The organism is Colwellia sp. F1, assembly GCF_056238625.1.
In genome coordinates this window covers 176,095-200,102 of record NZ_JBWDLI010000008.1, presented here as the reverse complement: position 1 = coordinate 200,102, position 24,008 = coordinate 176,095, and the positions used below count along the sequence as shown (strand labels likewise).

Annotated in this window: 25 protein-coding genes and 1 pseudogene; 5 read left to right on the top strand and 21 right to left on the bottom strand. The window is 39.5% G+C overall.

Translation table 11 applies throughout. The annotated features are described in order from the left end of the window. Nucleotides 1-197 (top strand): annotated as a pseudogene (locus tag AC0UA9_RS09890) (hypothetical protein); the annotation flags it as partial. A gap of 233 nt (nucleotides 198-430) precedes the next feature. Here the strand turns inward: AC0UA9_RS09890 and AC0UA9_RS09885 are convergent. Continuing rightward, nucleotides 431-595 carry a CCGSCS motif protein gene (locus AC0UA9_RS09885; protein WP_475659619.1) on the bottom strand — a complete coding sequence of 55 codons (165 nt, stop codon included), beginning with the start codon at nucleotides 593-595 and terminating at the stop codon, nucleotides 431-433. A gap of 137 nt (nucleotides 596-732) precedes the next feature. Beyond that, nucleotides 733-1,782: an NAD(P)/FAD-dependent oxidoreductase gene (locus tag AC0UA9_RS09880; protein WP_475659616.1), complete on the bottom strand. Its 1,050-nt coding sequence runs from the start codon at nucleotides 1,780-1,782 to the stop codon at nucleotides 733-735. Nucleotides 1,783-2,088: 306 nt separating this feature from the next. Between AC0UA9_RS09880 and AC0UA9_RS09875 the strand changes: the two genes are divergently transcribed. The 3 genes from AC0UA9_RS09875 to AC0UA9_RS09865 all read left to right on the top strand — a co-directional run bounded on the left by AC0UA9_RS09875 (nucleotide 2,089) and on the right by AC0UA9_RS09865 (nucleotide 3,378). Next, a complete protein-coding gene (locus tag AC0UA9_RS09875) occupies nucleotides 2,089-2,361 on the top strand; it encodes a hypothetical protein (protein WP_475659615.1) in 273 nt (90 codons plus the stop codon). A gap of 65 nt (nucleotides 2,362-2,426) precedes the next feature. Continuing rightward, entirely contained in the window at nucleotides 2,427-3,062 is a 636-nt protein-coding gene (locus AC0UA9_RS09870; RefSeq protein WP_475659614.1) for a cytochrome c oxidase subunit 3 family protein, read from the top strand. A 4-nt stretch (nucleotides 3,063-3,066) separates the two neighbouring features. Continuing rightward, nucleotides 3,067-3,378 carry a cytochrome C oxidase subunit IV family protein gene (locus AC0UA9_RS09865; protein ID WP_475659613.1) on the top strand — a complete coding sequence of 104 codons (312 nt, stop codon included), beginning with the start codon at nucleotides 3,067-3,069 and terminating at the stop codon, nucleotides 3,376-3,378. A 36-nt stretch (nucleotides 3,379-3,414) separates the two neighbouring features. Here the strand turns inward: AC0UA9_RS09865 and norR are convergent, their stop codons facing one another. From norR to AC0UA9_RS09795, 14 genes are all read right to left on the bottom strand, one after another. Beyond that, nucleotides 3,415-4,953: a nitric oxide reductase transcriptional regulator NorR gene (norR, locus tag AC0UA9_RS09860; RefSeq protein WP_475659611.1), complete on the bottom strand. Its 1,539-nt coding sequence runs from the start codon at nucleotides 4,951-4,953 to the stop codon at nucleotides 3,415-3,417. A 180-nt stretch (nucleotides 4,954-5,133) separates the two neighbouring features. Continuing rightward, nucleotides 5,134-5,601, bottom strand: a complete 468-nt coding sequence (locus AC0UA9_RS09855) for a hypothetical protein (RefSeq protein ID WP_475659609.1) — start codon at nucleotides 5,599-5,601, stop codon at nucleotides 5,134-5,136. 287 nt (nucleotides 5,602-5,888) lie between these two features. Further along, entirely contained in the window at nucleotides 5,889-6,779 is an 891-nt protein-coding gene (gene rpoS / locus AC0UA9_RS09850) for an RNA polymerase sigma factor RpoS (RefSeq protein WP_475659607.1), read from the bottom strand. 108 nt (nucleotides 6,780-6,887) lie between these two features. Continuing rightward, nucleotides 6,888-7,778, bottom strand: a complete 891-nt coding sequence (locus AC0UA9_RS09845; protein ID WP_475659606.1) for a peptidoglycan DD-metalloendopeptidase family protein — start codon at nucleotides 7,776-7,778, stop codon at nucleotides 6,888-6,890. A gap of 15 nt (nucleotides 7,779-7,793) precedes the next feature. Further along, on the bottom strand, nucleotides 7,794-8,372 hold the full coding sequence (locus tag AC0UA9_RS09840; protein WP_475659603.1) for a YqaA family protein: 579 nt from the start codon (nucleotides 8,370-8,372) through the stop codon (nucleotides 7,794-7,796). Next, nucleotides 8,372-9,037: a protein-L-isoaspartate(D-aspartate) O-methyltransferase gene (locus AC0UA9_RS09835; RefSeq protein WP_475659602.1), complete on the bottom strand. Its 666-nt coding sequence runs from the start codon at nucleotides 9,035-9,037 to the stop codon at nucleotides 8,372-8,374. The genes AC0UA9_RS09840 and AC0UA9_RS09835 overlap by 1 nt, the downstream gene beginning before the upstream one ends. Continuing rightward, nucleotides 9,034-9,786 carry a 5'/3'-nucleotidase SurE gene (surE, locus tag AC0UA9_RS09830; protein WP_475659601.1) on the bottom strand — a complete coding sequence of 251 codons (753 nt, stop codon included), beginning with the start codon at nucleotides 9,784-9,786 and terminating at the stop codon, nucleotides 9,034-9,036. The genes AC0UA9_RS09835 and surE overlap by 4 nt, the downstream gene beginning before the upstream one ends. 69 nt (nucleotides 9,787-9,855) lie before the next feature. Beyond that, complete coding sequence (gene truD, locus AC0UA9_RS09825; RefSeq protein WP_475659600.1) at nucleotides 9,856-10,926, bottom strand: tRNA pseudouridine(13) synthase TruD; 1,071 nt, start codon at nucleotides 10,924-10,926, stop codon at nucleotides 9,856-9,858. 37 nt (nucleotides 10,927-10,963) lie between these two features. Continuing rightward, on the bottom strand, nucleotides 10,964-11,467 hold the full coding sequence (ispF, locus tag AC0UA9_RS09820; protein WP_475659598.1) for a 2-C-methyl-D-erythritol 2,4-cyclodiphosphate synthase: 504 nt from the start codon (nucleotides 11,465-11,467) through the stop codon (nucleotides 10,964-10,966). Between the two features lie 130 nt (nucleotides 11,468-11,597). Continuing rightward, nucleotides 11,598-12,392, bottom strand: a complete 795-nt coding sequence (gene ispD / locus AC0UA9_RS09815) for a 2-C-methyl-D-erythritol 4-phosphate cytidylyltransferase (RefSeq protein WP_475659597.1) — start codon at nucleotides 12,390-12,392, stop codon at nucleotides 11,598-11,600. Nucleotides 12,393-12,394: 2 nt separating this feature from the next. Next, complete coding sequence (gene ftsB / locus AC0UA9_RS09810; protein WP_475659596.1) at nucleotides 12,395-12,754, bottom strand: cell division protein FtsB; 360 nt, start codon at nucleotides 12,752-12,754, stop codon at nucleotides 12,395-12,397. 68 nt (nucleotides 12,755-12,822) lie between these two features. After that, nucleotides 12,823-13,572, bottom strand: a complete 750-nt coding sequence (locus tag AC0UA9_RS09805; RefSeq protein WP_475659595.1) for a hypothetical protein — start codon at nucleotides 13,570-13,572, stop codon at nucleotides 12,823-12,825. A 269-nt stretch (nucleotides 13,573-13,841) separates the two neighbouring features. Then, entirely contained in the window at nucleotides 13,842-15,140 is a 1,299-nt protein-coding gene (eno, locus tag AC0UA9_RS09800) for a phosphopyruvate hydratase (protein WP_475659593.1), read from the bottom strand. Between the two features lie 67 nt (nucleotides 15,141-15,207). Beyond that, the gene (locus AC0UA9_RS09795; RefSeq protein ID WP_475659592.1) at nucleotides 15,208-16,845 is read right to left on the bottom strand and encodes a CTP synthase; all 1,638 of its coding nucleotides are present in this window, start codon (nucleotides 16,843-16,845) and stop codon (nucleotides 15,208-15,210) included. Between the two features lie 264 nt (nucleotides 16,846-17,109). Between AC0UA9_RS09795 and AC0UA9_RS09790 the strand changes: the two genes are divergently transcribed. Next, complete coding sequence (locus tag AC0UA9_RS09790) at nucleotides 17,110-17,742, top strand: DUF4202 domain-containing protein (protein ID WP_475659590.1); 633 nt, start codon at nucleotides 17,110-17,112, stop codon at nucleotides 17,740-17,742. A gap of 91 nt (nucleotides 17,743-17,833) precedes the next feature. Here the strand turns inward: AC0UA9_RS09790 and AC0UA9_RS09785 are convergent, their stop codons facing one another. From AC0UA9_RS09785 to rlmD, 5 genes are all read right to left on the bottom strand, one after another. Continuing rightward, nucleotides 17,834-18,319: a YbaN family protein gene (locus tag AC0UA9_RS09785; protein WP_475659589.1), complete on the bottom strand. Its 486-nt coding sequence runs from the start codon at nucleotides 18,317-18,319 to the stop codon at nucleotides 17,834-17,836. Between the two features lie 79 nt (nucleotides 18,320-18,398). Further along, complete coding sequence (locus AC0UA9_RS09780; protein WP_475659588.1) at nucleotides 18,399-19,019, bottom strand: RNA methyltransferase; 621 nt, start codon at nucleotides 19,017-19,019, stop codon at nucleotides 18,399-18,401. Beyond that, on the bottom strand, nucleotides 19,016-19,840 hold the full coding sequence (gene mazG / locus AC0UA9_RS09775; RefSeq protein WP_475659587.1) for a nucleoside triphosphate pyrophosphohydrolase: 825 nt from the start codon (nucleotides 19,838-19,840) through the stop codon (nucleotides 19,016-19,018). Before mazG ends, AC0UA9_RS09780 begins: the two co-directional genes overlap by 4 nt. 51 nt (nucleotides 19,841-19,891) lie before the next feature. Beyond that, a complete protein-coding gene (relA, locus tag AC0UA9_RS09770; RefSeq protein ID WP_475659586.1) occupies nucleotides 19,892-22,093 on the bottom strand; it encodes a GTP diphosphokinase in 2,202 nt (733 codons plus the stop codon). A gap of 95 nt (nucleotides 22,094-22,188) precedes the next feature. Continuing rightward, nucleotides 22,189-23,682, bottom strand: a complete 1,494-nt coding sequence (gene rlmD, locus AC0UA9_RS09765; protein WP_475659585.1) for a 23S rRNA (uracil(1939)-C(5))-methyltransferase RlmD — start codon at nucleotides 23,680-23,682, stop codon at nucleotides 22,189-22,191. Nucleotides 23,683-24,008 lie beyond the last annotated feature (326 nt).

Here is a 24,008-nt window from a genome sequence, read left to right as displayed (position 1 = left end):
CTGTGCATCGTCAATTTAGAAAGCTAACGAAAACGAAAGGCGCTTTTCCAAACGAAAACAGCTTGTTGAAATTACTTTATGCTGGCATATTAAACGCCACTGAGAAATGGACCATGCCAATCCACAATTGGAGCTTGTGTTTATCTCAGCTGGCCATTTATTTTGAAGGACGCTTAGACAGCGTACTCGATATTTAAGAATTTAAGCTGACACAGAATTTTGAACGCCCTCTATGGAAAATAATAATTGGCTTGATAGTGTTTATTACCAGTAAACACATTTATTCGTTGCGTGCCATAGTGGGCACGCTTTAACAACTTAATCGACCATGAGTGAATTTGCCATGTGTCATTCCTGTTTTATCAATTGACTGAAATGACACAGGCTTGGAAACATTACCCTTTATAAAGCAAGCAAGCTATAGACTGTTTTATTCTCCACCGCATCCGCCGCAACACACTCCATCTTCGCCGTGCACTTTTTTCTGCTCCTTGCCTTCATCTATCGTTTTACTGCCCTCATCTTCTGGCTTATTTGATTGGACTCTTTCGCTAGTTGTTGCTTGTTTGGTATTTTTTTTAAATAAAGTAAACATAATATAACCCTCTGGCTTTTAGTAAAATAGCTTCATCATTCTGGTATAAATTACGATGCTAGGTATTCAGTACTGATAGTAAAACCTTTATGATTCCAACTATCTCGCTCGGTTACTCAAGTAACCTCTCCTGCTGGTTAATCCAACATACTTTCTAAGGAATGTGACACGCCTATTCGCTGATGCACTACTGGGCTAGTTGTCGTATATAAGGTCGGTATCCGGTCTTTTTCTAATAGCGTTTCTGCAATTGAAAACGCTGCTAATGCCGCTTCATGAAAACCACATAAAATTAACTTTCGTTTGCCTGGGTAATAATTAATATCACCAACGGCATAAATACCCGGTACGGAGCTTTGAAATGATCGTGTATCAACCTGTATTTGATGTTGATGCATTGCTAGGTGCCAATGTGCAATTGGCCCAAGTTTCGGTGACATACCAAAGCAAACAACAAGTTCATCTAATTCAACTCTACGTTTAATACCGTCTTTTGAGTCAACAGTCAGCCCTGTTAATCGACTGTCTGTTTCCTGGAAATCACTAACCTGCCCACATAAAAATTGCATTTTAAGCTGTTCGCATAAGGCTTTCATTTGATTGACACTACTTGGCGCCGCTTTAAAGTTTGTACTGCGATGAATAAGCAATACACTTTTAGCTATTTTTTGTAGCGTTAAACTCCAATCTATTGCCGCATCGCCGCCACCTAAAACCACCACATTTTTATTTCTAAAGTGCTCTAAGTGACTAATTCGATAAAAAAGTTGTTTATCTTCAAATTTTTCAATTAAAGGTACTTTTAATTTAACTGGTGAAAACGCCCCATTACCCGCAGCAATAATAACCGCACGACATTTTATGATTGTTTTTTTATCTGTGCTTACGGTAAAGGTGTTGGCTGCACTTTTATCAATATTATCAACGCGCTCAGCTAATAAAAACACAGGTTCAAAAGGTGCAGCCTGTTGCCAAAGGTTATCGATAACGTCACTGGCTTTAGCATTTGGTAGGGCTGGAATATCATATATTGGTTTATCTGGATAAAGTTCACTGCACTGGCCACCAATGTCAGGCAAACTATCAATAACAACTGACTTCAAGCCTTGTAAACCCAGTTCAAATATTTGAAATAAACCGACAGGGCCAGCACCAATAATCACTACATCTGTCGTTAACACTTTCATTAATATCTCCTTGGTACAGCAAACTGCCTAACAATATGCACTGATAGACTAACTAAAGCACAATATATGCCAAATAAAATTACCCAATAAAATCAAACAACTAAAAACTTGCATACAATAAGATCACCAAAGACACCACAAACCGTGTCTTAATGACAACAATGGCGAGTCACTTCGACACTAATATGGGTAATATCGCTTGGGTTAAAATAAAAACCATTGAAAAAACAATAAGATAAATATCGGAACGCTTTTTGCTATTTATAAGCCATCACCTTCAATAGAGCGCTACATAAGAACGTGTCAATGCTTGCTAACATCAATAAAACACTGCAGCTTGTTGTCGAACGCTATTATCAGTCGACCTTAAACACAGCACAGTTGTTACTTAACTTGATAAAAAAGAAAATATTAAGCCTATATCGCTCAGACGTTAGTGGGCCAGAACACTTATTGCTCGTGCAAAGGAACATTGCTGTTTTTGAAAGCGAAGCGATGTTAGAGCAAACTATGCATAGCCATTCTTATTACCAAGTACATCATCTAAAAGCGATCAGTGAAAGACTAGATGAAGCATAATCACCATGACCAAGCACAAATAGTGCGAGTGTTCATGATAACAACAATAATTAACAGGAAGTGTTGTGGCCACAGTTAATAGCGATGTCCTTCTCGATGTTACAGACGATGTCATATTGACATCATCCAGCACATCTACCGCAGTGAGTACAAAACGACCTGGCTCTGTTGCAGTATGGGTTTTTATTTATGCGGAATTAACCGAATTTGCTTTATTCTTTGTTGGCTTTTTATTAGCCAAATTTTATTACCCTGTTGAGTTTTATCAAGGGCCTGCCCATATCCCGATAACCACAGGATTATTAAATACACTAATTTTACTCAGCAGTAGCTTTTTTGTGGCTCGTGCTATGCAAGCAATCAGACGAGATGATAAAGACCGCACAGTGTTTTGGTTAATACTCACTATTATAGCTGGGCTGAGTTATTGTGGCGTTAAAGCGTGGGAATATCATTTAAATGAACAAGCTGGTATTACGTTGCGTACTAATTACTACTTTTCTAGTTATTACTATATTACCTTTAATCACTTGTTACACGTGGTCATTGGCACTATCACCATAACTATCGTTACCGTGCTTACCGCTTGTGGCTATTACACTAAATCTAATCATGAGGGGTTAGAAAGTGCGGCAAGTTACTGGCACATGATTGATCTAGTTTGGGTACTCATTTTCCCACTTTTATATGTATTAAGGTAATCAAGTGAAAAATAGCCATTATCAAAAAATAAAACAGTCTTTATCTGACCGAATATTCAGTATTTGGGCTCGTTTGGTCGCCTTAACGCTGCTCAGTGCAGTAATTGCAGAAACAAATAATACACTAATTGTTGCTACCATTTTTGTTTGCGTTATCGTGCTTCTTAAAGGCCGTTGGATCATTAATGATTTCATGGGATTAAAACATGCCGACACACTAACTAAAGTAATGGTGAGACTGTATTTTTATGGCATGACCACCCTTGTTGGCTGCGCAGTTGCTTACTCACAATATAGACAAGCACTACCCGGGTAAGGTTGACGGGAGCTAAGATGCCCTTACCGACAAAGCTTAGGTTAAACCTAGACGCTTAGCCTGGCGATATAAGTTCCCTCGGTCAAGCTGCAACTGACGTGCAGCTTTTGCCCAAACATGATCGTTTTCTTCCATTGCTTGTGTGATTAACTGGCGTTGAAAATCACTTATCATGTCATTATAAGACTTATTCTCAGTGATAATTTTGGGGCTTACATTTTCTTTTTCTTCAGGGCTATTAGCAACAAAGTCTAAACCTAAGTGTTGAACCTCAATTACGGCTACCTTACCTGCTGCGCTCGCAATTGCCCTTAAAGCGGCACGCATAAGCACATGTTGTAACTCCCTTACATTACCTGGCCAGTCGTACTGCAGTAATTGATGCATCGCTGCTTTATTAACCCTAACATTATTGGTGCCTATTTTTGCTTTTAAATTATTTAATATAAACCCACTTAACTGTGGAATGTCGTCAATTCTTTCTCGTAATGGTGGTACATTTAGTGGAAATACACTTAACCTGTGGTAAAGGTCTTCCCGAAACCGACCTTGTGCAACCGCTTGTCGTAAGTCTCGGTTAGTTGCAGCAATGAGCCGTACGTTAACATAAATATTCTTATCAGCCCCAACTCGCTGAATCTCACCCTCTTGAATAGCCCTTAATAATTTAGCTTGAATATTTAAGGACAACTCACCAATTTCATCTAAAAATAGCGTGCCTTGGTGGGCCAGTTCAAACTTGCCCATACGATCTTTAGTTGCCCCGGTAAAAGCACCTTTTATATGGCCAAACAACTCACTTTCAGCAATATTTTCTGACAAAGCGGCACAGTTTATCTGTACAATCGCTTCTTCACTGCGCCCTGACTTAGCATGGACCGTTCGCGCAACAACATCTTTACCAACACCTGTTTCCCCTGTAATTAATACGGCAAGATCAGATCTGGCAACCACCTCAATTTCATTTTTTAACTCCAACATTTTTAAACTCTCACCAATAAAACCACCGGCTTTAGCCTTATGTGCATCTTTGACTAATTCATTGGTTAAAGATAACGATTTTTCATTTCTTTTCTCTAAAGTGGCAATGCAATTTGCATTACGAATAGTTGCCCCAGCAAGTGCGGCTAGAGTTGCCACGCTGACATCATCAACCTTGCTAAATGCGCCTACTTGTAACGCATCTAGCGTTAGCACGCCCACTAAAGTTTCTTCAACGTATAAGCAACAGCCCATGCAATCATGTACATCAAGTACACGTTTAGGATCTTTTGATAGCAGGCCGTCATAAGGATCTGGGTAACTTGAATCGGCATCAAAGCGAATGGGTTTACGTGAAGATAAAATCGCTTTTAATCGTGGGTGTTCATCAGGAGAAAAGCGCATGCCTAATACTTCTGGTGACAAACCGTCTACAGCTACCGGCACTAAGTCATTTCCCTCTAACACCAATAAAGCCACAGCGTCACAGGTCATCACTTCATTAACCGCTTTTATTAAACGTTGATAATGGTCTTTTTTAGGTAAACTAAGACTAAGATCTAAAGCAATTTTTAATAGTGTTTGTTCAAGCACAAGTAATAATTTTCCATATAGAGAGCTATAAAGATTAACAATAACTCAACTTAGTGTAATGCATTATTAGCCGCGCTATCAAACTAAATGAAAACTCCCACTAAATTAACTCGCTTAGGCTCATTAGATTTAGAGGGAGCACTTGGCGCAATCAGGTAGAGTAAAACTAAAGGAGTAACCTCAATGTGCTAACGCTTCCCAGTGAGGATCAGCAAAATAAATTGGATAGTCTTGTAATGCGCTAATAATTAAGACGGCTCCTTGCTTCTTGTCCTTAGCGTGCTTGATCTTGTCTACCCCCTGAATAATTTGGGCTAACAAGGTATGCAGCTGAGCATCAGCTAGTGCAGGAAGCTGGCAGTTTGCAAACAAAAATGTTAATTGTTTCTCTAGTTTTGGCGCCAAAATAGCGTATTGTTCATCCGTAAAGCGATTGAAGTGGATCTCTTCTAAATTTTCACTTATCGCTGCTTTAATATTACTCATGCCAAGGTGCAAGCTTTCATCAATTGGCCATTTATTACCATTATTTAACGAAAGCTTGCTATGCTCTACGTGATGATGATCATGCGTTGCGGCTTTGGCTAGGGTGGGCACTAACATAGCAGTGATAAGTATAATAATGTAGACAATAAAATTTTTCTTCAAAATAGGCCTCGTAGGTTAAATCGTGTTAAAAAGTGGGCACATTTACAGTAATAGCGCTTGTTGCCTGTTGCTAATTATAACCTAAATAACTTTGCTACTAATTGAGTACGATCATATTTCATTATTATCGCGGTTTTATTTATTCGCTATTCTTCATGATAACCTGTAACGCTATTACGCTTATTATTCTTGCCGTTTATTCATATAAAAAGGCTGTGAAGGTTTTAAAACCCTTACAGCCTTTGGACAATGTTAGTTTACACTAGCAATATTATCACCAAACTTTGTTATTGTGCTTCAAACAAGGCTTCAATCGATAAGTTTTGTTGATTAAGTATGTCGCGTAATCTTTTTAGCCCTTCTACTTGAATTTGGCGAACACGTTCTCGCGTTAAGCCAATTTCATGGCCAACATTTTCTAACGTTTCAGCTTCATAACCCATTAGCCCAAAGCGCCTTGCAATAACTTCTCTTTGCTTAGAGTTTAACTCATTAAGCCAATTAAGAATGTTATTACTCATGTCCTCAGATTGTAAGTCATCTTCTGGTCCTTGGCTTTTTTCATCCGCGATAACATCCAGTAAAACTTGTTCTGAATCTCCTGAAAAAGGCGTGTCGACCGAGGCCATACGTTCATTTAAACGAAGTATTTTAATGACATCTTCAACGGGTTTGTCTAATGAATTGGCAATGTCTTCAGCGGTTGGTTCATGCTCAAGCTTTTGCACAAGCTCTCGTGAAGTGCGTAAATAAATATTTAATTCTTTTACTATATGAATAGGTAGTCGGATGGTGCGCGTTTGGTTCATTATCGCACGTTCGATTGTTTGACGGATCCACCAAGTGGCATAAGTTGAAAAGCGAAAACCTCGCTCAGGATCAAATTTTTCAACAGCACGAATTAAGCCTAAATTGCCTTCTTCTATTAAATCAAGCAAAGCTAAACCACGGTTATTGTAGCGTCTAGCAATTTTCACCACTAAGCGCAGGTTGCTTTCAATCATGCGTTTGCGCGATGCAGCATCGCCTTTTAATGCAAGGCGCGAGTAATAAACCTCTTCTTCTGCACTTAACAAAGGTGACACACCTATCTCACTTAAGTAAATTTGAGTGGCATCAACACCGGCTGTTTTTCTAATTTTACCCTTAACTACTTTGGCTTTTTCTTCTTTTAACATAGTGTACTCCCATAAATAGCAAGTTATTATTAATTATTGTTTACACTGACTCACCTCAGATACATTGAAATTGATGGCATTCGCTATGCTTGCATAGGAAGGCGCTTATTATTGTTTTGGTAAATACTTCAAAGGATCAACTGATTTCCCGCGAAAGCGAACTTCAAAATGAAGCATGACTCTTTCAGCATCCGTGTCACCCATTTTGGCTATAATATCTCCGGCTTTTACTTGTTGCTGTTCTTTTACTAAAATTTTGTCATTGTGAGCATAAGCACTTAAGTAGTCATCATTATGTTTTATAATAACTAGCTTACCGTATCCTCTTAATGCACTACCTGAGTAAACAACTTTGCCACTTGCTGTTGCCTTAATATTTGTACCACGGCGACCAGCGATATCAATACCTTTATTACCTTGTGCTTTGGAAGAAAAGTACGCAATGATTTTTCCTTTTACCGGCCATTGCCACTGACGAATTTTTTTTGAAAATTTCTTTTCAGGTAAGTCAGTTGGTACTGTTTCTTTCTTCCTTACATTTTTACCATACACTGGCTTTTTTGAAGATGCAACACTCTTTTTAACAACTTGTTTACTTACGACATTAGAGCTTTTAGTCTGTTTATTGTTCAACTGCTTATGGGAGCTCGCTTTGGGAATTTTCTCTTGATTATTAGCAACTAAAATTAATTTTTGATTAGGGTAAATATTATAAGGCGGGGCAATATTGTTCAATTTAGCGATGTGTCGCACATCAGAATTTGCGCGCCATGCTATAGAGTAGAGTGTTTCACCTGCTTTTACCTTATATTCGCGCGTATTAATAGATTTATGGACTTGTTTGCTTAAGGGAATGCTGCCATACACTGTCACTACTGGTGCAGGTTTATCTCGTGAAGAGCAAGCAAAAATACTCAAAGCCAATAAAACACAACACTGTAATTTAATCAGTTTTTTTAACGGGGTTAATATGTTGTTAATAGATTGGCGACCAGTCATGATGACACACGTAATTTATTGCAACAGCAAATAGGCTATGACAACCAAGCATACAAAAGACCAACCTAGTATATCAATCCATTTACGTAAGTTTTTTTCCATACCGGCTCCCCCCCATCGTATTAACGCGGCCACAAGAAAAAACCGCATACCTCGTCCAATCGCTGACGCTAACATAAACGGTAAAAAAGCCATGTGCAAAAAACCAGCACTGACTGTAAATAACTTGTAAGGCACAGGGGAAAAACCAGCAATAAACACTACCCATACTCCCCACTCATGAAACCAATGCATGGCTTTGTCGAAACGATGCTGATAGCCAAATTCTGTAATCAGTGGCTGTATCCAGGGGTCAAACATTAAATAACCAAGTAAATAGCCTACTGCTCCACCTAAAATAGAGGCAACAGTCGTTAAGCTTGCTAGTTGCCAGGCTCGCTCAGGTTTAGCCAACACCATAGGCGCTAACAGCACATCGGGCGGGATAGGGAAAAAAATTGATTCAATAAAGGTAAGAAAAGCTAACATGCTGGGTGCGAACTTATGCTTGGCCCACTTAAGCGTCCAGTTATAAAGGGCTGAAAATAACTTCATTAAAGCAAGGCTCCAGCAACTAATGGCACAAAACGCACGGCTTCTATTTGCTCTTCATTAAAACTATCACCTTGGCGAGTAATAAGCTTTAATACCTGTGTTTTATCTCCAACTGGAATAACCAAGCGCCCTCCATCGACAAGTTGTGCTAACAATGCTTCAGGGACAGTTGCTGCCCCAGCCGTGACAATAATAGCGTCAAAAGGGGCTTTACTTGCCCAACCTTGCCAACCATCACCATGTTTTAATGATATATTATGTAAATCCATCGCTCTTAAGCAGCGTTTCGCTTGAAATTGCAGCGACTTTATCCGCTCAACGGAATAAACCTTTTGGGTTAACTGCGCTAAGATAGACGTTTGGTAACCTGAGCCTGTACCTATCTCTAAAATGTTGCTCGGTTGATAGCCGTTGAGTAATAACTCTGACATTTTAGCAACAATATAAGGTTGGGAAATTGTTTGTCCTTGCCCAATGGGCAATGCTGTATTGTCGTAGGCTTTGTGTGCCAGTATTTCTGGGAGAAAAATATGCCTAGGTGAATTGGCAATTGCCTGTAATATTTTGGGGTTAACAATACCTTCCGCTTTTAATTTTTGTGCGAGCAATTCACCACGACGGTTTGTTCTATTAGCTGCTCGGCTATTTTTTGTATGGTGTATCATAATATTACTTCATCCATCCATTTTCTCATACTGTCTAAACTGTTATGTGCTGTCATATCAATGGTTAACGGTGTCACTGATACATAGTTATTGGCTACCGCATGAAAGTCTGTGCCTTCACCACCATCAAGCTCTTTGCCTAAAGTACCATACCAATAAATATCCCTTTGCCACGGATCTTGCATTTTTGTCATGATTTCTGCTTTGTGTCGATGACCAAGCCGAGTTACCTTGATACCTTTAATTGCTTTTATTGGAACATCTGGCACATTGATATTAAGAATTTGATTACTGGCGATAGGATATTTTTCAATTTGTTTAATGATTTTAGCGGTAATAATAGCCGCTGTTTGGTAATGTTTCTCTTCTTTACCAAGCAATGAAACTGCTATGGCAGGAATACCCAAGTGCCTACCCTCCACTGCCGCGGCAACGGTGCCAGAATATAAGGTATCGTCACCTAAATTAGGGCCTTTGTTAATACCCGCAACAACTAAGTCGAGTGTTGAGGAAACAAGTTGGCTGATCCCCAAGTGCACTGAGTCAGTTGGCGTACCATTGACTGAAATAAAGCCATTGTCGAGGGTTTCTGCTCGCAGTGGGTTGAGTAAGGTTAAAGAGTTACTTGCACCGCTACAATTTCTATCGGGTGCCACAACAGTCACGTTAAAATGCTTAACGAGTTCTTCATGCATTACTTTAATGCCCAACGCATGGACACCATCATCATTACTTAATAAAACTTTCATTTGCTACCTTGCTCTGACTTTTTCGTTATACTGACTTGAACTATGCTAATTTGCGTTAACTTACCAAAGCTAAGTACTCATTCGTTGCGTACAGTCTTGGTAATCAATTAGCTCTCTAAGCACTGTGGTAGCATACGAGCCCGCCGCTAGCGTAAAACTAATTTTTACTGCTGGTAAAGCTGAGCCTATTTCATTGGCCAAACTTTCTTGCGTTAACACTTCAATATCACCTGCTTCAATGACTAAGCGAATCCGTCGACGCTCTTGTTTCAAGCCAAAACGAGGTAACCCTTGGGCAAAGTGCCTGTGTTTGTCGGCAATACTTTGTTCGAAGGCCTCAGGGCTGCCCTTGGTCATTAACTCACCGGCCCCCCACATTGCGGCGGTTATATCGACATCTTTTTCGATTAATCGCTTTTTTATCGTGTCGTCAACTTCTTCAAGCTTAAAGACAGACTGAGTACCTGAAAGCATTAACACATCACCTACTTGCACAGTAGAAAAAATATTTTGTTTAATCCGCTCATTAATGATGTCGTTAAAAATACAAGAGCGAGCTGCAGACAAATACATGCTGCGTTTCTTTTTATCTTTCACTTTAGTACCTGCAAATAACGCCAAGGCATGCGCAATGTTCCCCCCCTCAATACCAAAGCGCTGCTCACCAAAATAGTTAGGTACGCCGTGAGAGGTTATTTTTTGCCAACGTTCATATAGGCTTTTAATGTCTGTTACATCACGTAGAATCAGTGTAAATCGATTGCCAGTTAAAGCGCCAGTGCGTAATTTTTTATTATGCCTTTGGTAGCTAAGTACTTCGACCCCATCAATACTAAGATCGCTTAAATCATATACTTGCTTCCCAGGCACATGAACACCAAACCACTGCTCTGTTACGGCAAAACGATCTTTTAACCCTGCATAAGAAACCAATTGCTCCTTTACCTTAAAGTATTTGGCAAGCTCTCGTGCAACAAAAACGGTATTAGCGCCTGTTTTTCTAATGTGAATATATAGATGCTCTCCTTCACCGCAAGGTAAAAAAGGCAATTGCTCAAAGACTTTAAAATCACTTATTTGAGCTCTTAACAAGCCTTTAGCTTCAGGTTTTCCGTACAAGTAGGCAAGCGCTGGTAACATTATTTCTCTCTAATTTTTGTTGTTTTTAAGGTTAGAATTATGCTTTCGCAATAGACGAAACTGACTGAACAGTCGGCTTCAGTAGTGTCACGCAATGCACCGCAATACCTTCTTTTCGCCCTACATAACCAAGCGCTTCTGTTGTCGTTGCTTTGACATTAATTTGTGCTAATGAGCAGGTTAAGTCTTCACTTAAACATTCTCGCATTGCTAGCAAGTAAGGGGATATTTTCGGGGCTTGTGCCGCAATGGTAATGTCAACATTACCTATTTCGTAGCCTTTGCCTTTCATAAAACCAACCACATGGCTTAACAATATACGACTAGAAATGTTTTTATATTTATCATCCGTGTCTGGAAAATGATTGCCAATATCCCCCAAACAAAGCGCGCCTAAAATAGCATCACAAAGTGCGTGAATCGCAACATCACCATCAGAGTGCGCAACAAAGCCTTTTTCAAATGGAATCGCAACGCCTGCCAGCATTAAAGGGCCTTCTCCGCCAAATTTATGTACATCAAAACCATGCCCTATACGCATTTTTTATCCTTCATTGTTTAGGTTTACTTTACTTAAATTGCTTGATACTACTTTGTTTTATTAATTTTATTATTGTGCTTTTACCGATTCATACCCGCTAGCGAATGCGCACTGCAACTAAGGAACCAAACTAAGCGTTATGTTGCGCTGTTAAGTAAAACTGCGCTAGAGCTAAGTCTTCTGGCCGTGTTATCTTTATATTATCGACCCTACCTGGGACGAGCAAACACGGTAAACCAACAAACTCTATTGCAGAGGCTTCATCGGTTATTGCAATCCCTTTTTCTTTCGCTTGAATTATAGCTTGTTTTAACTCATTAGCTTTAAACATTTGCGGTGTGAACGCATGCCATAGATTATTACGATCAATAGTTTCAGCCACGTTGTTAAGCCCGTTACTGCTATTTTTCTCATCAGTTTGCTGTGCAAGCTTCATGGTATCAACAACAGGCGTTGCCAAAATACCACCACAATTGTTTTCTAGGCATTGCACAATAAGTTTGTCGATATCTTGGTGGGTAATACAAGGGCGCGCTGCATCATGGACTAACACCCAATCAGCATTGCTTAATAGCTGTAACCCGTTTAACACGGAGTCAACCCGCTCTGCCCCACCAGATACGCGAATAACATTAGGGTTTTTAGCAAGTTCTGTTTGGGGGAAATAGTCATCATTATCATTAATTGCTAATATCACCTTGCTAATTTTTTGATGGCTAAGTAAACGAGTAACGGTGTGGTTTAAGATGGTTTGCTGATCAAGCATCAAGTACTGCTTAGGGTAAGCAGACAGCATACGCTTACCAACACCTGCAGCAGGAACAACAACAATAAACTTTTGCGCTTCAACATTTGCTGTTGTTGATGGCCTATTTTCGCTGACACTACTACTAGACGTTTGATTATTTATTGTGCGGTTACTCAAAACTAATATAATCCCTTGTTAGCGTTATTGTGCATTGAGTTTTCATTGTTCACATTATGGTTGCTAATGTTACTGTTTACTGCCTTACCTTTAGTTGGAATAAGGCGAAAAAAAGTCTCATTTTCTTTGATCATGCCCAATTCATTTCTCGCACGTTCTTCAATGGCTTCTGTGCCTAATTTAAGGTCGTCAATGTCGGCGTAAAGTAACTTATTACGTTGCTCAAGCTTTGAATTTGCTCGTTGCTGCCGAGTAACGTCTTCTTGCAAAGAGAGGTAATCAGGCACACTGTTTTTACCAAACCAAAGTCGGTATTGTAACAAACTTAAAACAATAAATAACAGTAAGGTAAATGTTCGCATGACCACCTGATGAAGCATCGAGTATAAACATAACAAAAATGATTGACGCTATTATATGGATTTCTCTTTTATAACGCTAATGGTTGTTTAAAGTCTTTCCAGTTAATCGCACAAGAAAGAAGCAATTCACGTAAGCTTAACGTTATAGGCTGTAATTTTATATTGCTCGCCGTTGTGCTACTTTTTGTCGCCCTTTTACGGTTTGCTGCTATTTGCCAACAATGCCCTGCGCATGCTGCTCGCATTATTTTTTTATTGGGTTTAAGTAACCTAAGTGGCACGGCATTGTTTTTTATTGCAAAAGGAATAGACGCTTCGGCTAGTTTTTCTGTGGCAACACCATACATTATGTCTGCACCTGTTAAGTCATTGGGTTGCGCTAACGAAAACCAACCCGCCACATTGGTGCGTAGTCTTTTATTATCGCGGTCAATTCTATCAATACTATCAAGCATAACATGTTCACCCTGTAATATAGGAACAACTAAACCAAGAGGTAACGCTTGCCTTAAGTACCACGCAACAATGTCTTGTGCTGTTTGCCCTAACAAAGGGAGCTTACTGGCTTGTTTAGCGAACCAACTGGCATTGTGAGCGTCTAAGGTCAATGGTGAAAGCCCCTGCCCACTCACTTGCGTCATTAAGTTAGCAGTACGGTTAATATAATACGTTAAGCTCTGTAGCCGTCTTTGCATTGATTTTACCGAGGTCACTTCCTCCTGGACAAGCGCACGTAATTCTCGCTCGTATAGCGCGTTACATATTTCTGCAAAGTCATTATTTTGCAGGCTGGGTTGCCAAAGTGAAGTTTGAGACATTAATTAATAAAGTAGGTATATATTTTTCACAAGTATTATGAGTTAGCATACTTGATTGGCGATAAAAATACATTATCCCCGCTTCATTAATTAACTGTCGCGTTTACTGTAATACTTCTATACAAAGGCAAGAAACCACCGTAGTAATACTCGCTCAGGTACAAAAAAGCCGAGCTTGGTACAGCTCGGCTTTTTACTTTAACGATTTGTTTATCAATATTCTTTCACAGAGAGCTTGCACTTCTCTGTTATAATTGATGATAAAAGTATTATTGACCTTTAATTTCAGACAAGCCGTTGTATATTGCTTTATCGCCTAAAAACTCTTCAATACGTAATAACTGATTGTACTTAGAAACACGGTCTGAACGACATAATGAACCCGTTTTAATTTGACCTGCAGCTGTACCTACCGCTAAATCAGCAATAGTTGCATCTTCAGTTTCACCTGAACGGTGTGAGATAACAGCAGTATAGCCAGCAGCTTTAGCCATTTGTATCGCCGCTAATGTTTCTGTTAATGAACCAATTTGGTTAAATTTAATTAAAATTGAGTTGGCAACACCTGTGTCAATACCGCGTTTGAAAATTTTGGTATTGGTTACAAATAAATCATCACCAACAATTTGTACTTTATCGCCTAACAAGTCTGTTTGGTATTTAAAGCCGTCCCAGTCAGATTCATCTAAACCATCTTCAATCGATACGATGGGGTATTGCTTACAAAGTTCAGCAAGAAAATCAGAGAATTCATTTGAGCTAAATTGTTTGCCTTCACCTTTAAGGTCATAAATACCTTTGTCGCTGTCATAAAATTCAGATGCGGCACAGTCCATCGCTAATGTAATGTCTGTTCCTAATGTGTACCCTGCAGCGGCAACCGCTTCTTTAATTACTGCTAAGGCATCTGCGTTAGAGGCTAAATCAGGAGCAAAGCCACCTTCATCACCAACGGCAGTACTTAAGCCTTTATCAGACAACACTTTTTTAAGTGCATGAAATACTTCAGCACCCATACGTAATGCGTCAGTAAAGTTTTTAGCACCAACTGGTTGAATCATAAACTCTTGAATATCAACGTTATTATCAGCATGTTCACCACCATTGATGATGTTCATCATAGGTACAGGTAAGCTATAAACACCTGAAGTGCCGTTTAAGTCAGCAATATGTTCGAATAATTGTACGCCTTTTTCTGCTGCCGCAGCTTTAGCTACAGCTAACGAAACAGCTAAAATTGCATTTGCACCAAACTTTTCTTTATTTTCAGTACCGTCTAAATCAATCATTATTTTATCAATGGCTGCTTGCTCAAGGGCATTTTGGCCGATCAGAGCTGGGGCGATATTATTTTTAATCGCTGCAACTGCATTAAGCACACCTTTACCTAAGTAACGGGCTTTATCACCATCACGTAACTCTAAAGCTTCACGAGAGCCTGTAGATGCCCCAGAAGGCGCTGCTGCACGTCCCCAAGCACCTGATGATAAGTATACATCTGCTTCTACGGTTGGGTTACCGCGAGAGTCCATAATTTCACGTGCTAAAACTTTACTGATATTTGACATTATATTTCCTTCAAAAACTAAAAAACAAAAACCGCAGCACAGGGCTACGGTTTATAAAAATTGTATACTAGCTTAATTGTTGCTTTTGGTGTTCAAAAGAGGCAGCAATAAAGCTTTCAAACAATGGGTGACCATCACGCGGAGTTGAATTAAACTCTGGATGGAACTGTCCGGCAATAAACCATGGGTGATCGGCTATTTCTATCACCTCAACTAAACTTTTATCTGTTGATAATCCCGAAAAGATCAAGCCCGCTTGGCTTAATTGTTCTCGGTAGTTATTATTTACCTCATAACGGTGGCGGTGTCTTTCATAAATTATTTCACTGCCATATACGTCATGTACCTTGGTGCCTTTCACTAGATGGCACAATTGTGAGCCTAAACGCATGGTGCCGCCTAAGTCGGAGTTTTCACAACGGTATTCTACCTGCCCTTCTTCATCGAGCCATTCACTGATCAAGCCAACTACAGGATAAGGCGATTCTGTATTGAACTCTGTACTGTGGGCGTCGGCTAAGCCAGCCACATTACGAGCAAATTCAATTAATGCCACTTGCATGCCCAAACAAATACCTAAATAAGGTATTTTATTTATGCGAGCGTATTGTGCCGATAATATTTTACCTTCCACACCTCGTTCGCCAAACCCGCCAGGTACTAGAATAGCATCTAAGTCTTTTAATAAATCAGTCCCTTTCACTTCAACGTCTTGTGAATCAATATATTTAATATTTACACTCACTTGGTTTTTTAAACCGGCATGTTTTAAGGCCTCATTGACTGATTTATAAGCATCGGGAAGCTCTATGTATTTGCCTACCATGCCCACTGTAATTTCGCCTTTAGGGTTTGCTTCGTGATAAAGCACTTCTTCCCACTCGCTCAAATCAGCTTCTGGTAATGTTAAACCAAAACGTTTAGTGACTAATTCATCCATGCCTTGAGACTTGAGCAAGGCAGGTATTTTATAAATACTGTCAACATCACGCATCGAAATAACAGCTTTGTCTTCAACGTTACAAAACAAGGCTATTTTTGAGCGTTCACCGTTAGGCAGCGGTCTATCAGAGCGGCATACTAAAATGTCTGGAAATATACCAATTGAACGTAAATCTTTTACTGAGTGCTGTGTTGGTTTGGTTTTAATTTCACCTGCTGCGGCTAAATAAGGAACCAAGGTGAGGTGCATAAACATTGCACGTTCACGGCCAACTTCTGTTGCTAATTGTCGTATCGCTTCTAAAAAGGGTTGTGATTCAATATCACCTACTGTACCGCCGACTTCAACCATGGCAATATCGTAGCCTTCAGCCCCTTCAATTACCCGACGTTTTATATCGTTAGTAATGTGTGGGATCACTTGAATAGTGGCGCCTAAAAACTCGCCTTTACGCTCTCGCGCTAAAATATCTTGATAAATACGCCCCGTTGTAAAGTTATTCAACTTAGTCATTTTAGTGCGAATAAAGCGCTCATAATGACCCAGATCTAAATCAGTTTCGGCTCCGTCATCAGTAACAAACACTTCACCGTGTTGAATTGGGCTCATAGTGCCGGGATCGACATTAATATAAGGATCAAGTTTCAGCATGGTTACTTTTAAACCACGTGCTTCAAGAATTGCGGCCAATGAAGCTGCGGCAATACCTTTACCAAGAGACGAAACTACGCCGCCAGTAACAAAAATATATCTAGTTGTCATGTCTACACCGATGTAAGGGAAATACTGATTTTTTTGCTTTGTTTTTTAGCTATTAAATTATCGTTATCCTTAAATACGCTTAAGGCTTAAGAGAAGCGACTAAAATATAAGGCTAAAAATAGACAAAGCAGGACGGGAAAGTATTATACTTAAAATCAAAGCTAACAACAATAACAAGTATTCAAGCAAGCTGAAAAACAACCATTTTTTTATGTTTCATTAATGGTTATGATATAGCTATCACTTTTTTTATTTAAGTAAACAATGAACAATCAATTAGCACAGGTTTTATCCGCCATTGACGATGTAAATCGCCAAGACACCAACTTTACGCTATTTAATAACGAAGCTCAGCCAAAAGAGTTACTCTATGGCCAACGCATGAGTGCTTGTTTAGCACAACATTGGCCGCATGCCAGTGAATTGCTACAAATAGCTGTGCGTGCTCAGCACATTAAACGCTGGCATTTACCACGCGATGCATTTGCACCAGGCAAAGCAGGTTATTACCAATGGCGTATTGCTTTAGGTAAGTTTCATGGTGAGTTAGCGGCAAGTATTATGGTTGAGCATGGCTACAGCGCTTTACAAGCTAAACAAACTGCGTCAATGATTTGTAAAGAAAATTTAAAGAGCAGTGCAAAGTATCGCGCCGACAACCCACTGAATGCCGATAGCCAAACGCTAGAAGATGTTGCTTGTTTAGTTTTTCTTGAACACTACTTTGATGAGTTTTCAGCGCAATACCTAAAGCAAGACAATGAGGCTAAAATCATCCGAATTGTAAAGTTAACGTGGAAAAAAATGTCTGAAGAAGCCCAGAACATTGCCTTGCAGCTGCCATTACCCGAGCATTTAGCTGCAATAGTAAAAAAAGCACTCGCACCTCGCCCTTAAGCTGAACGGTACCTAAAAGGTACAAGCAAACACAAACATTAGTCAGTAAGCTTCACAACTGCTAGTTAACTGACTGCTTAAATCGTATAGGTTACTTACTAATAGGTAGGCGGTATAAAAATATAAATGGGCCAATAACCAGCGCAATCACCAATAGGGTTAACATGATATTTTGAACTAAATAAGCAGACCAAGCCACAGAAAGCACTATGGTTAACAACGCTATTCTTTTGGCTTTTTTAGGAATAGTTCTATGTTGCTGCCAGTCTCTAATTAACGGGCCAAAGGTTTTGTTATTCAGTAATTTTTTTTGCATTCTCGGTGAAGATTTAGCAAAACAGGCGGTTGCCATTAAAAGGAAAACGGTTGTCGGCATTACCGGTAAAATAGCGCCTAAAATCGCTAAACCAACACAAAAAATGCCGGTAGCCTTCCATAAAAGCACCTTGAATTTACTTCTTATTGAAGCGGATGGTGGGCATTCATTGCTAGCCACTTCTTTTATCGCTCTATCAGCTTTTGTGGCTAACGTTGACGTTAGTGCTTGGTGAGTTGATAATCTTTGGTTTTGATTCACCGGCCTCTCCGTTATCTATAATCAACGTTACGCTAGTTGACCTTGCTTTCTTCACTTTTAACCCTTCTGGCTCAAGCTTTTATTTTTGCGGCACTTTAACCTTGTTATTGGTATCTCTACTTTTTCTAATTAATGTGTTATCGCTCTGGTGCTTATTCTCTTTTAACAAAGCTTTCGCTAAGCGATCATATAACAATACATTTACTGATGCTGCTAAATTCATACATCCAACGGTAGGCACATAGACTACATCATCAGCTTTATTGATCATACTCTGGCTAATAGTACCATCTTCTGGGCCAAAAATGTAAAGCGCTTGCTCTGGGTGGTCAAAGCTTGGAAGCGGGATCGCCCCTTCAACTAAGTCAACACAAACAATGTTTGTGTCTTTGGGTAAAAGCTGGCGTAATAACTCAAGATCGTCAAACTTACTGACCGCGGTAAGGGGAATTTTTTCATGGGCATTTTTAGTATCTGTATTATGCTTTTGTGCTTTATGCTGTGAACCATTAAATTTAACAGCATTTGCATAACGTTGCCCTGTGTAAAGTACTTGGTCAATACCATAGCAACCCGCTGCACGCATAACTGCGCCAACATTACTCGGGCTTTTAGGGTTTGTTAAGCCAATAGTTACATGGTTATTTTCAGCAGGTTGGCTGGCCTGTATAGCTAGGGAAGGCAAAATAGATTTGTTCATTCGCCTTGCTCATTACGTTTTACTTGTTGCCAATACTGCTCTAATTGCTCAAGGCTATGTTGTGAAAATTCACGTTTTGAGCGCTCTACTTGCACTTCTACTCCATGAAAACGCTGAGTAAACTTTTGGTTAGCTCGGCGCAACAGTGTTTCTGGGTCTTGTTTAGCATGGCGACATAAGTTAACCACAGCAAACATTAAGTCTCCTAGCTCTTCACCTAATGCTGTATGGTTAATGTCTTTTGCTTGTAGCTCGTCTTTTACTTCAAGTACTTCTTCTTCAACTTTTGCAAAAACATCGGTTATATTATCCCAGTCAAAACCAACATGTGAACAGCGTTTTTGAATTTTTGCCGCTTGTGATAAAGCCGGTAAACTTTTAGGAATATCTGCAAGTACGCTCAGTTTATGGTGTTCATTTTTACTTTGACGCTCTTTAGATTTTTCATTTTCCCAGTTCGCTTTTATTTGCGCGTCTGTCGTTAACTTGGTATTAGCAAACACATGTGGATGGCGACGAATCAGTTTTTCACAAATAGCCTCGACAACAGTGTCAAAATTAAACAAGGCTTGCTCTTGGCCTAATTGGCTATAAAAAATTACCTGAAAGAGTAAATCACCTAATTCTTTATTAAGTTCAGCAAAGTCATGCTGTTCAATTGCATCAACCACTTCGTAGGCTTCTTCAATGGTATGCGCTGTGATAGATGAAAAGTTCTGCTTTATATCCCACGGGCAACCTGTGTCAGGATCACGTAATTGCGCCATAATCCAACGGAGTTTTTCAATAGAAGCTTCACTGTCTACAGTAGTATTTAACATGTTCTTTCTCTTTTGGGTACTATGCCCGTATCAGCGATGTGTGCGTTAGGGTTATAACCTTTTTACATCCACTACATCGTCAAGTTGTTTAATTTTCTCTATTACCCGTGCAAGTAATTCGCTGCTGGTAACTTCTATGGTAATCTTCATGCTCATGCTTTGCTTTGCATTATCACTGTGGCTATCAATGCCAATGATACTTATTTTTTCGTTGGCAATAATAGTTGATATATCGCGGAATAACCCTTGACGGTCGCTAGAAATGATAAGCATACTGGCTTGATAGTTTTGCTTGTCATCAAGCCCCCATTGCACTTCTACTTGCCGCTCAGGCTGTTGCTCTAGTATATTGGCTAATTGTTCACAGTCTTCTCGGTGGACGGAGATCCCCCGACCTTGGGTAATAAAGCCGGCAATAATATCACCAGGTACAGGCGAACAACATTTTGCTATATGTGTGAGCAAATTACCGACACCCGACACAGTTATACCATTGTTATCACTACCTGTATTGTTATCTACTTGCGGTTCTCTCACTAAACTTTGTGGATCAAGCTCAGGGGCTGGGGTTAATTTATCATCAAGTTGTTTAAAGTAATTAATCACTTGCTGTAAACGAGCGTTGCCTGAACCAATGGCCGCATATAAATCATCCATTGTTTTAACGTTAAAGCGCACTGTCACTTCTTTGATGCGTGCTTGAGTTATTGTTAAATTTTTCAACTTAGCCAATTCGCTATCAAGCAACTCCTTACCTAACGCTAGATGTTTATCTCGGTCTTGTAGTTTAAAAAAGTGCTGTACTTTTGCCCTTGCTCTAGATGAATAAATATAACCTAACTGGGGGTTTAGCCAGTCACGGCTTGGGTTGGGTACTTTACTGGTTAATACTTCAACTTGATCACCCGTTTTTAATTGGTGCGTAAAAGGTACTATTTTGCCAAAGACTTTAGCTCCTATGCAGCAATGACCTACATTCGAGTGTATGTAGTAAGCAAAATCTAACGGTGTTGACCCCATAGGTAAATCAATAACATCGCCCGAAGGCGTAAAAACATAAATTCGGTCTTCAAACACTTGGCTACGTAGTTCATCTAATAACTCGCCGCTTTCAGCAACATCGTCTTGCCATTGTAAAATTTTGCGTAACCAGCCAATTTTGTCATCAAAACTGTCGCTTTTGCCGCCACCTTTTTTAGCTGATGTCTCTTTATAACGCCAATGTGCCGCTACGCCAAGTTCGGCATCATCGTCCATTTGCTTGGTTCTAATTTGCACTTCTACAGACTTGCCTTCTGGCCCAAGTACAACTGTATGAATTGACTGATACCCATTAGGTTTAGGTGTAGCAACATAGTCTGAAAATTCTTTTGATAAGTGCTGCCATTGTGTGTGAACTACCCCTAAAGCTGAGTAACAATCTTGTATTTTTTCAACTACAACACGCACTGCACGTACATCAAACAATTGGTCAAAGTCTAATGATTTTTGCTGCATTTTTTTCCAAATGCTATAGATATGTTTTGGACGGCCATAAACCTCACCGTGTATTTGCAAAGCTTGCAATTGTGCTTTTAAATGGCTAACAAAGTCATCCATATATTGCTCACGTTCGAGGCGAGTTTCATCTAATAACTTGGCTATTTTTTTATAGACTTTTGGATGCAGGTAACTAAAAGAAATATCTTCTAACTCCCACTTCAACTGCCCAATACCTAAACGGTTTGCTAAGGGAGCGTAGATATTAGCGCTTTCTTTTGCTGTTAACACCCGGTTTTCTTCATCATTACTTTTCTGTGAACGTAAGTCATACAAACGCTCTGCTAGTTTAATAACAACCGCTCTAACATCTTCAACCATAGCAAGCAACATACGGCGGATATTGTCAGTGTTACTAACACTACTTTGCTGCCTTAGTCCTTTAATTGCTTCCATTTTTTCAACGCCTTGGCACAGCATGGCTACGTTTTCCCCACAGTGCTCTTTAACAAAATCTTGGCTGATAAAGTCATTTTCTAGCAAGGGGGTTAAAAAAGCGGCTGAGAGGGAGTCGGCGTCTAAGTTTAAGCCAGACAAGATCTCAACCATTTCCATCGACTTTACTAAGTGAACTTCTTGGTGCAAAAAATATGACGCTACTTTTTCCCACAGCATTTCAAGAGACTGTTGTTTATCATGTGGAAGAGATTGTCCAGCTAGCCAATCTTTAAAGTTTACACTGACAACTTGATGAGATTTTCGCACCGAAACCATGTTTTTTCCTTTCTGATGATATATGGCTAATCTTTTGATTAATAATATTAAACATGAATAAAACGCGTGAGGCTTTAGCAGGTTTAATTGCTGTGCTACCGAGTAAATAGTACCATAGTTTCAACGTGCTTTGTTTGTGAAAACATATCAACCAGGCCTATTTTTTCAATTTTATAGCCATTTAAAAGCAATATTTTACTGTCGTTTGCCAGTGTACTTGGATCACAACTAACATAAAGTACTGTGGGGATTTTACGGTTAGCAATATGCTTAACGGCAACCTCTGCGCCGGCTCTAGCAGGGTCTAGCAAAACCTTGGTAAAGGGTATATTAGCCCAAGCATTTTCTAATGCTGACGCTTTATTGTGTTCTTTACTGCTGTGCTCTTGCGCCGAACAGCCCCATTCACTGTTTAAGTTTGCTTGAAAAAACTGACAATTATGAAGCTGATTAATTTTAGCGTTAGCCGTTGCTTTGTCTACCATACTTTGCACCCCTTCCACGCCAATAACACGGCAAGCTTTTTGCGCTAACGGTAAACTGAAGTTTCCTAACCCGCAGAATAAATCTAAAATAGTATCATCGCTCTGTGGCTTTAACCAAGCCAGTGCTTGCTCAACCATGTTTAAATTAACCTGCTGGTTTATTTGTATAAAATCATTACTTGAAAAATTAATTTGAATATCGTTAATTAAGCGATAACTTAAGTTGTTAAGCGACCCGAGCGTGCTTTTCGCTGCGCTTGGCTTAATACTGTGATCGCTTTCTTGAATATACACCTGCCAATTATGTTTATCTGCATACGTTTGCCAGCGTTCTTGATCCTGTTTATTCATTGATCGCAGTTGGCGAACAATTAAAACAAGTTTGCGCTGCGCTTTAGTTGGCTCAGCCAATAACGCTGTACAATGACTGCCCCGCTCTCTCTGTTCCAGTTCATCGAGGCCAAGCACTTCAATATGGCCAATTGCTTTTTTAACACTTAGCTCGCTAATAAGCTTTTTTAACAGAGGAAAGATATGCTCTGCTTGCTCAACCAGTACAGGACACGATTTGATAGCAACCAGTTGATTCGTTGATTTTTGCCTAAAGCCAACCGTCGCTTGCGCGTTTTTATCAAACTGCACGCCTATTCTCGCTTTACGCCGGTAATGCCAAGGTGAGCTCACTATCGGTGTTTGCCAAGGAAGCGCTGCAACGGCATTATTCACATGTGTTGAGCGAGTAATGCCTGCACGGGAAAATAATTCAATCACTTTATTTTGTTTAAAGTTCAGTTGCTCTGAATAGTCAAGGTGTTGTAAGTCACAACCGCCACACAGTGTAAAATGCTGACACTTAGCTGTGACTCTGTTTTTACTCGCTTTGTTAACGGTTAATAATTTAGCAATACTATACTTATTTTTTTGTTCAACAACGCGAATATCCACGCTTTCATTAGGTAAAGCTGCAGGAATAAAAATAGGTTTTTTCTTGACATAAGCAACGCCACAACCGTTAAGATCGAGCTTTTGAACATTAACCGTTAATGTGGGTTTATCTTGCGCTTTAGCTAACTTTTTACTGTTTACTTTGAAGAAATTTGCCATGATTACATACCAAAGGGATTTTTTATTTAGTGTTAACTTACCTAAGTGGCTAAAGCTAAGCGCAACTATGCTGTGTAATAAGCACTGTTATTTATTAACACCATAATATAAGAGGCTAATGATGAGTATTTTACACGAGTTTTATACTCATTCCACCTGAAGATAGGCTTTTAATAGACTTGATATAAACAATGGTTAATTAGGCTGGTATGCTGGAAAACTCGGAATAGGTTTTATTTGGTTTTATTGAATAAAATGATAGCAATGCATATAAAAAAGCGTGTGGAGGTGTCGGGCAACTCACTTAACTAGTACGAATTACCGAA

Coding starts and splice junctions, on each gene's coding strand:
- AC0UA9_RS09885 (WP_475659619.1), bottom strand. CDS start 595: ATGTTTACTTTATTTAAAAAAAATACCAAACAAGCAACAACTAGCGAA.
- AC0UA9_RS09880 (WP_475659616.1), bottom strand. CDS start 1,782: ATGAAAGTGTTAACGACAGATGTAGTGATTATTGGTGCTGGCCCTGTC.
- AC0UA9_RS09875 (WP_475659615.1), top strand. CDS start 2,089: ATGCTTGCTAACATCAATAAAACACTGCAGCTTGTTGTCGAACGCTAT.
- rpoS (WP_475659607.1), bottom strand. CDS start 6,779: ATGTTAAAAGAAGAAAAAGCCAAAGTAGTTAAGGGTAAAATTAGAAAA.
- AC0UA9_RS09845 (WP_475659606.1), bottom strand. CDS start 7,778: ATGACTGGTCGCCAATCTATTAACAACATATTAACCCCGTTAAAAAAA.
- AC0UA9_RS09840 (WP_475659603.1), bottom strand. CDS start 8,372: ATGAAGTTATTTTCAGCCCTTTATAACTGGACGCTTAAGTGGGCCAAG.
- AC0UA9_RS09835 (WP_475659602.1), bottom strand. CDS start 9,037: ATGATACACCATACAAAAAATAGCCGAGCAGCTAATAGAACAAACCGT.
- surE (WP_475659601.1), bottom strand. CDS start 9,786: ATGAAAGTTTTATTAAGTAATGATGATGGTGTCCATGCGTTGGGCATT.
- truD (WP_475659600.1), bottom strand. CDS start 10,926: ATGTTACCAGCGCTTGCCTACTTGTACGGAAAACCTGAAGCTAAAGGC.
- ispF (WP_475659598.1), bottom strand. CDS start 11,467: ATGCGTATAGGGCATGGTTTTGATGTACATAAATTTGGCGGAGAAGGC.
- ftsB (WP_475659596.1), bottom strand. CDS start 12,754: ATGCGAACATTTACCTTACTGTTATTTATTGTTTTAAGTTTGTTACAA.
- AC0UA9_RS09805 (WP_475659595.1), bottom strand. CDS start 13,572: ATGTCTCAAACTTCACTTTGGCAACCCAGCCTGCAAAATAATGACTTT.
- eno (WP_475659593.1), bottom strand. CDS start 15,140: ATGTCAAATATCAGTAAAGTTTTAGCACGTGAAATTATGGACTCTCGC.
- AC0UA9_RS09795 (WP_475659592.1), bottom strand. CDS start 16,845: ATGACAACTAGATATATTTTTGTTACTGGCGGCGTAGTTTCGTCTCTT.
- AC0UA9_RS09790 (WP_475659590.1), top strand. CDS start 17,110: ATGAACAATCAATTAGCACAGGTTTTATCCGCCATTGACGATGTAAAT.
- AC0UA9_RS09780 (WP_475659588.1), bottom strand. CDS start 19,019: ATGAACAAATCTATTTTGCCTTCCCTAGCTATACAGGCCAGCCAACCT.
- mazG (WP_475659587.1), bottom strand. CDS start 19,840: ATGTTAAATACTACTGTAGACAGTGAAGCTTCTATTGAAAAACTCCGT.
- relA (WP_475659586.1), bottom strand. CDS start 22,093: ATGGTTTCGGTGCGAAAATCTCATCAAGTTGTCAGTGTAAACTTTAAA.
- rlmD (WP_475659585.1), bottom strand. CDS start 23,682: ATGGCAAATTTCTTCAAAGTAAACAGTAAAAAGTTAGCTAAAGCGCAA.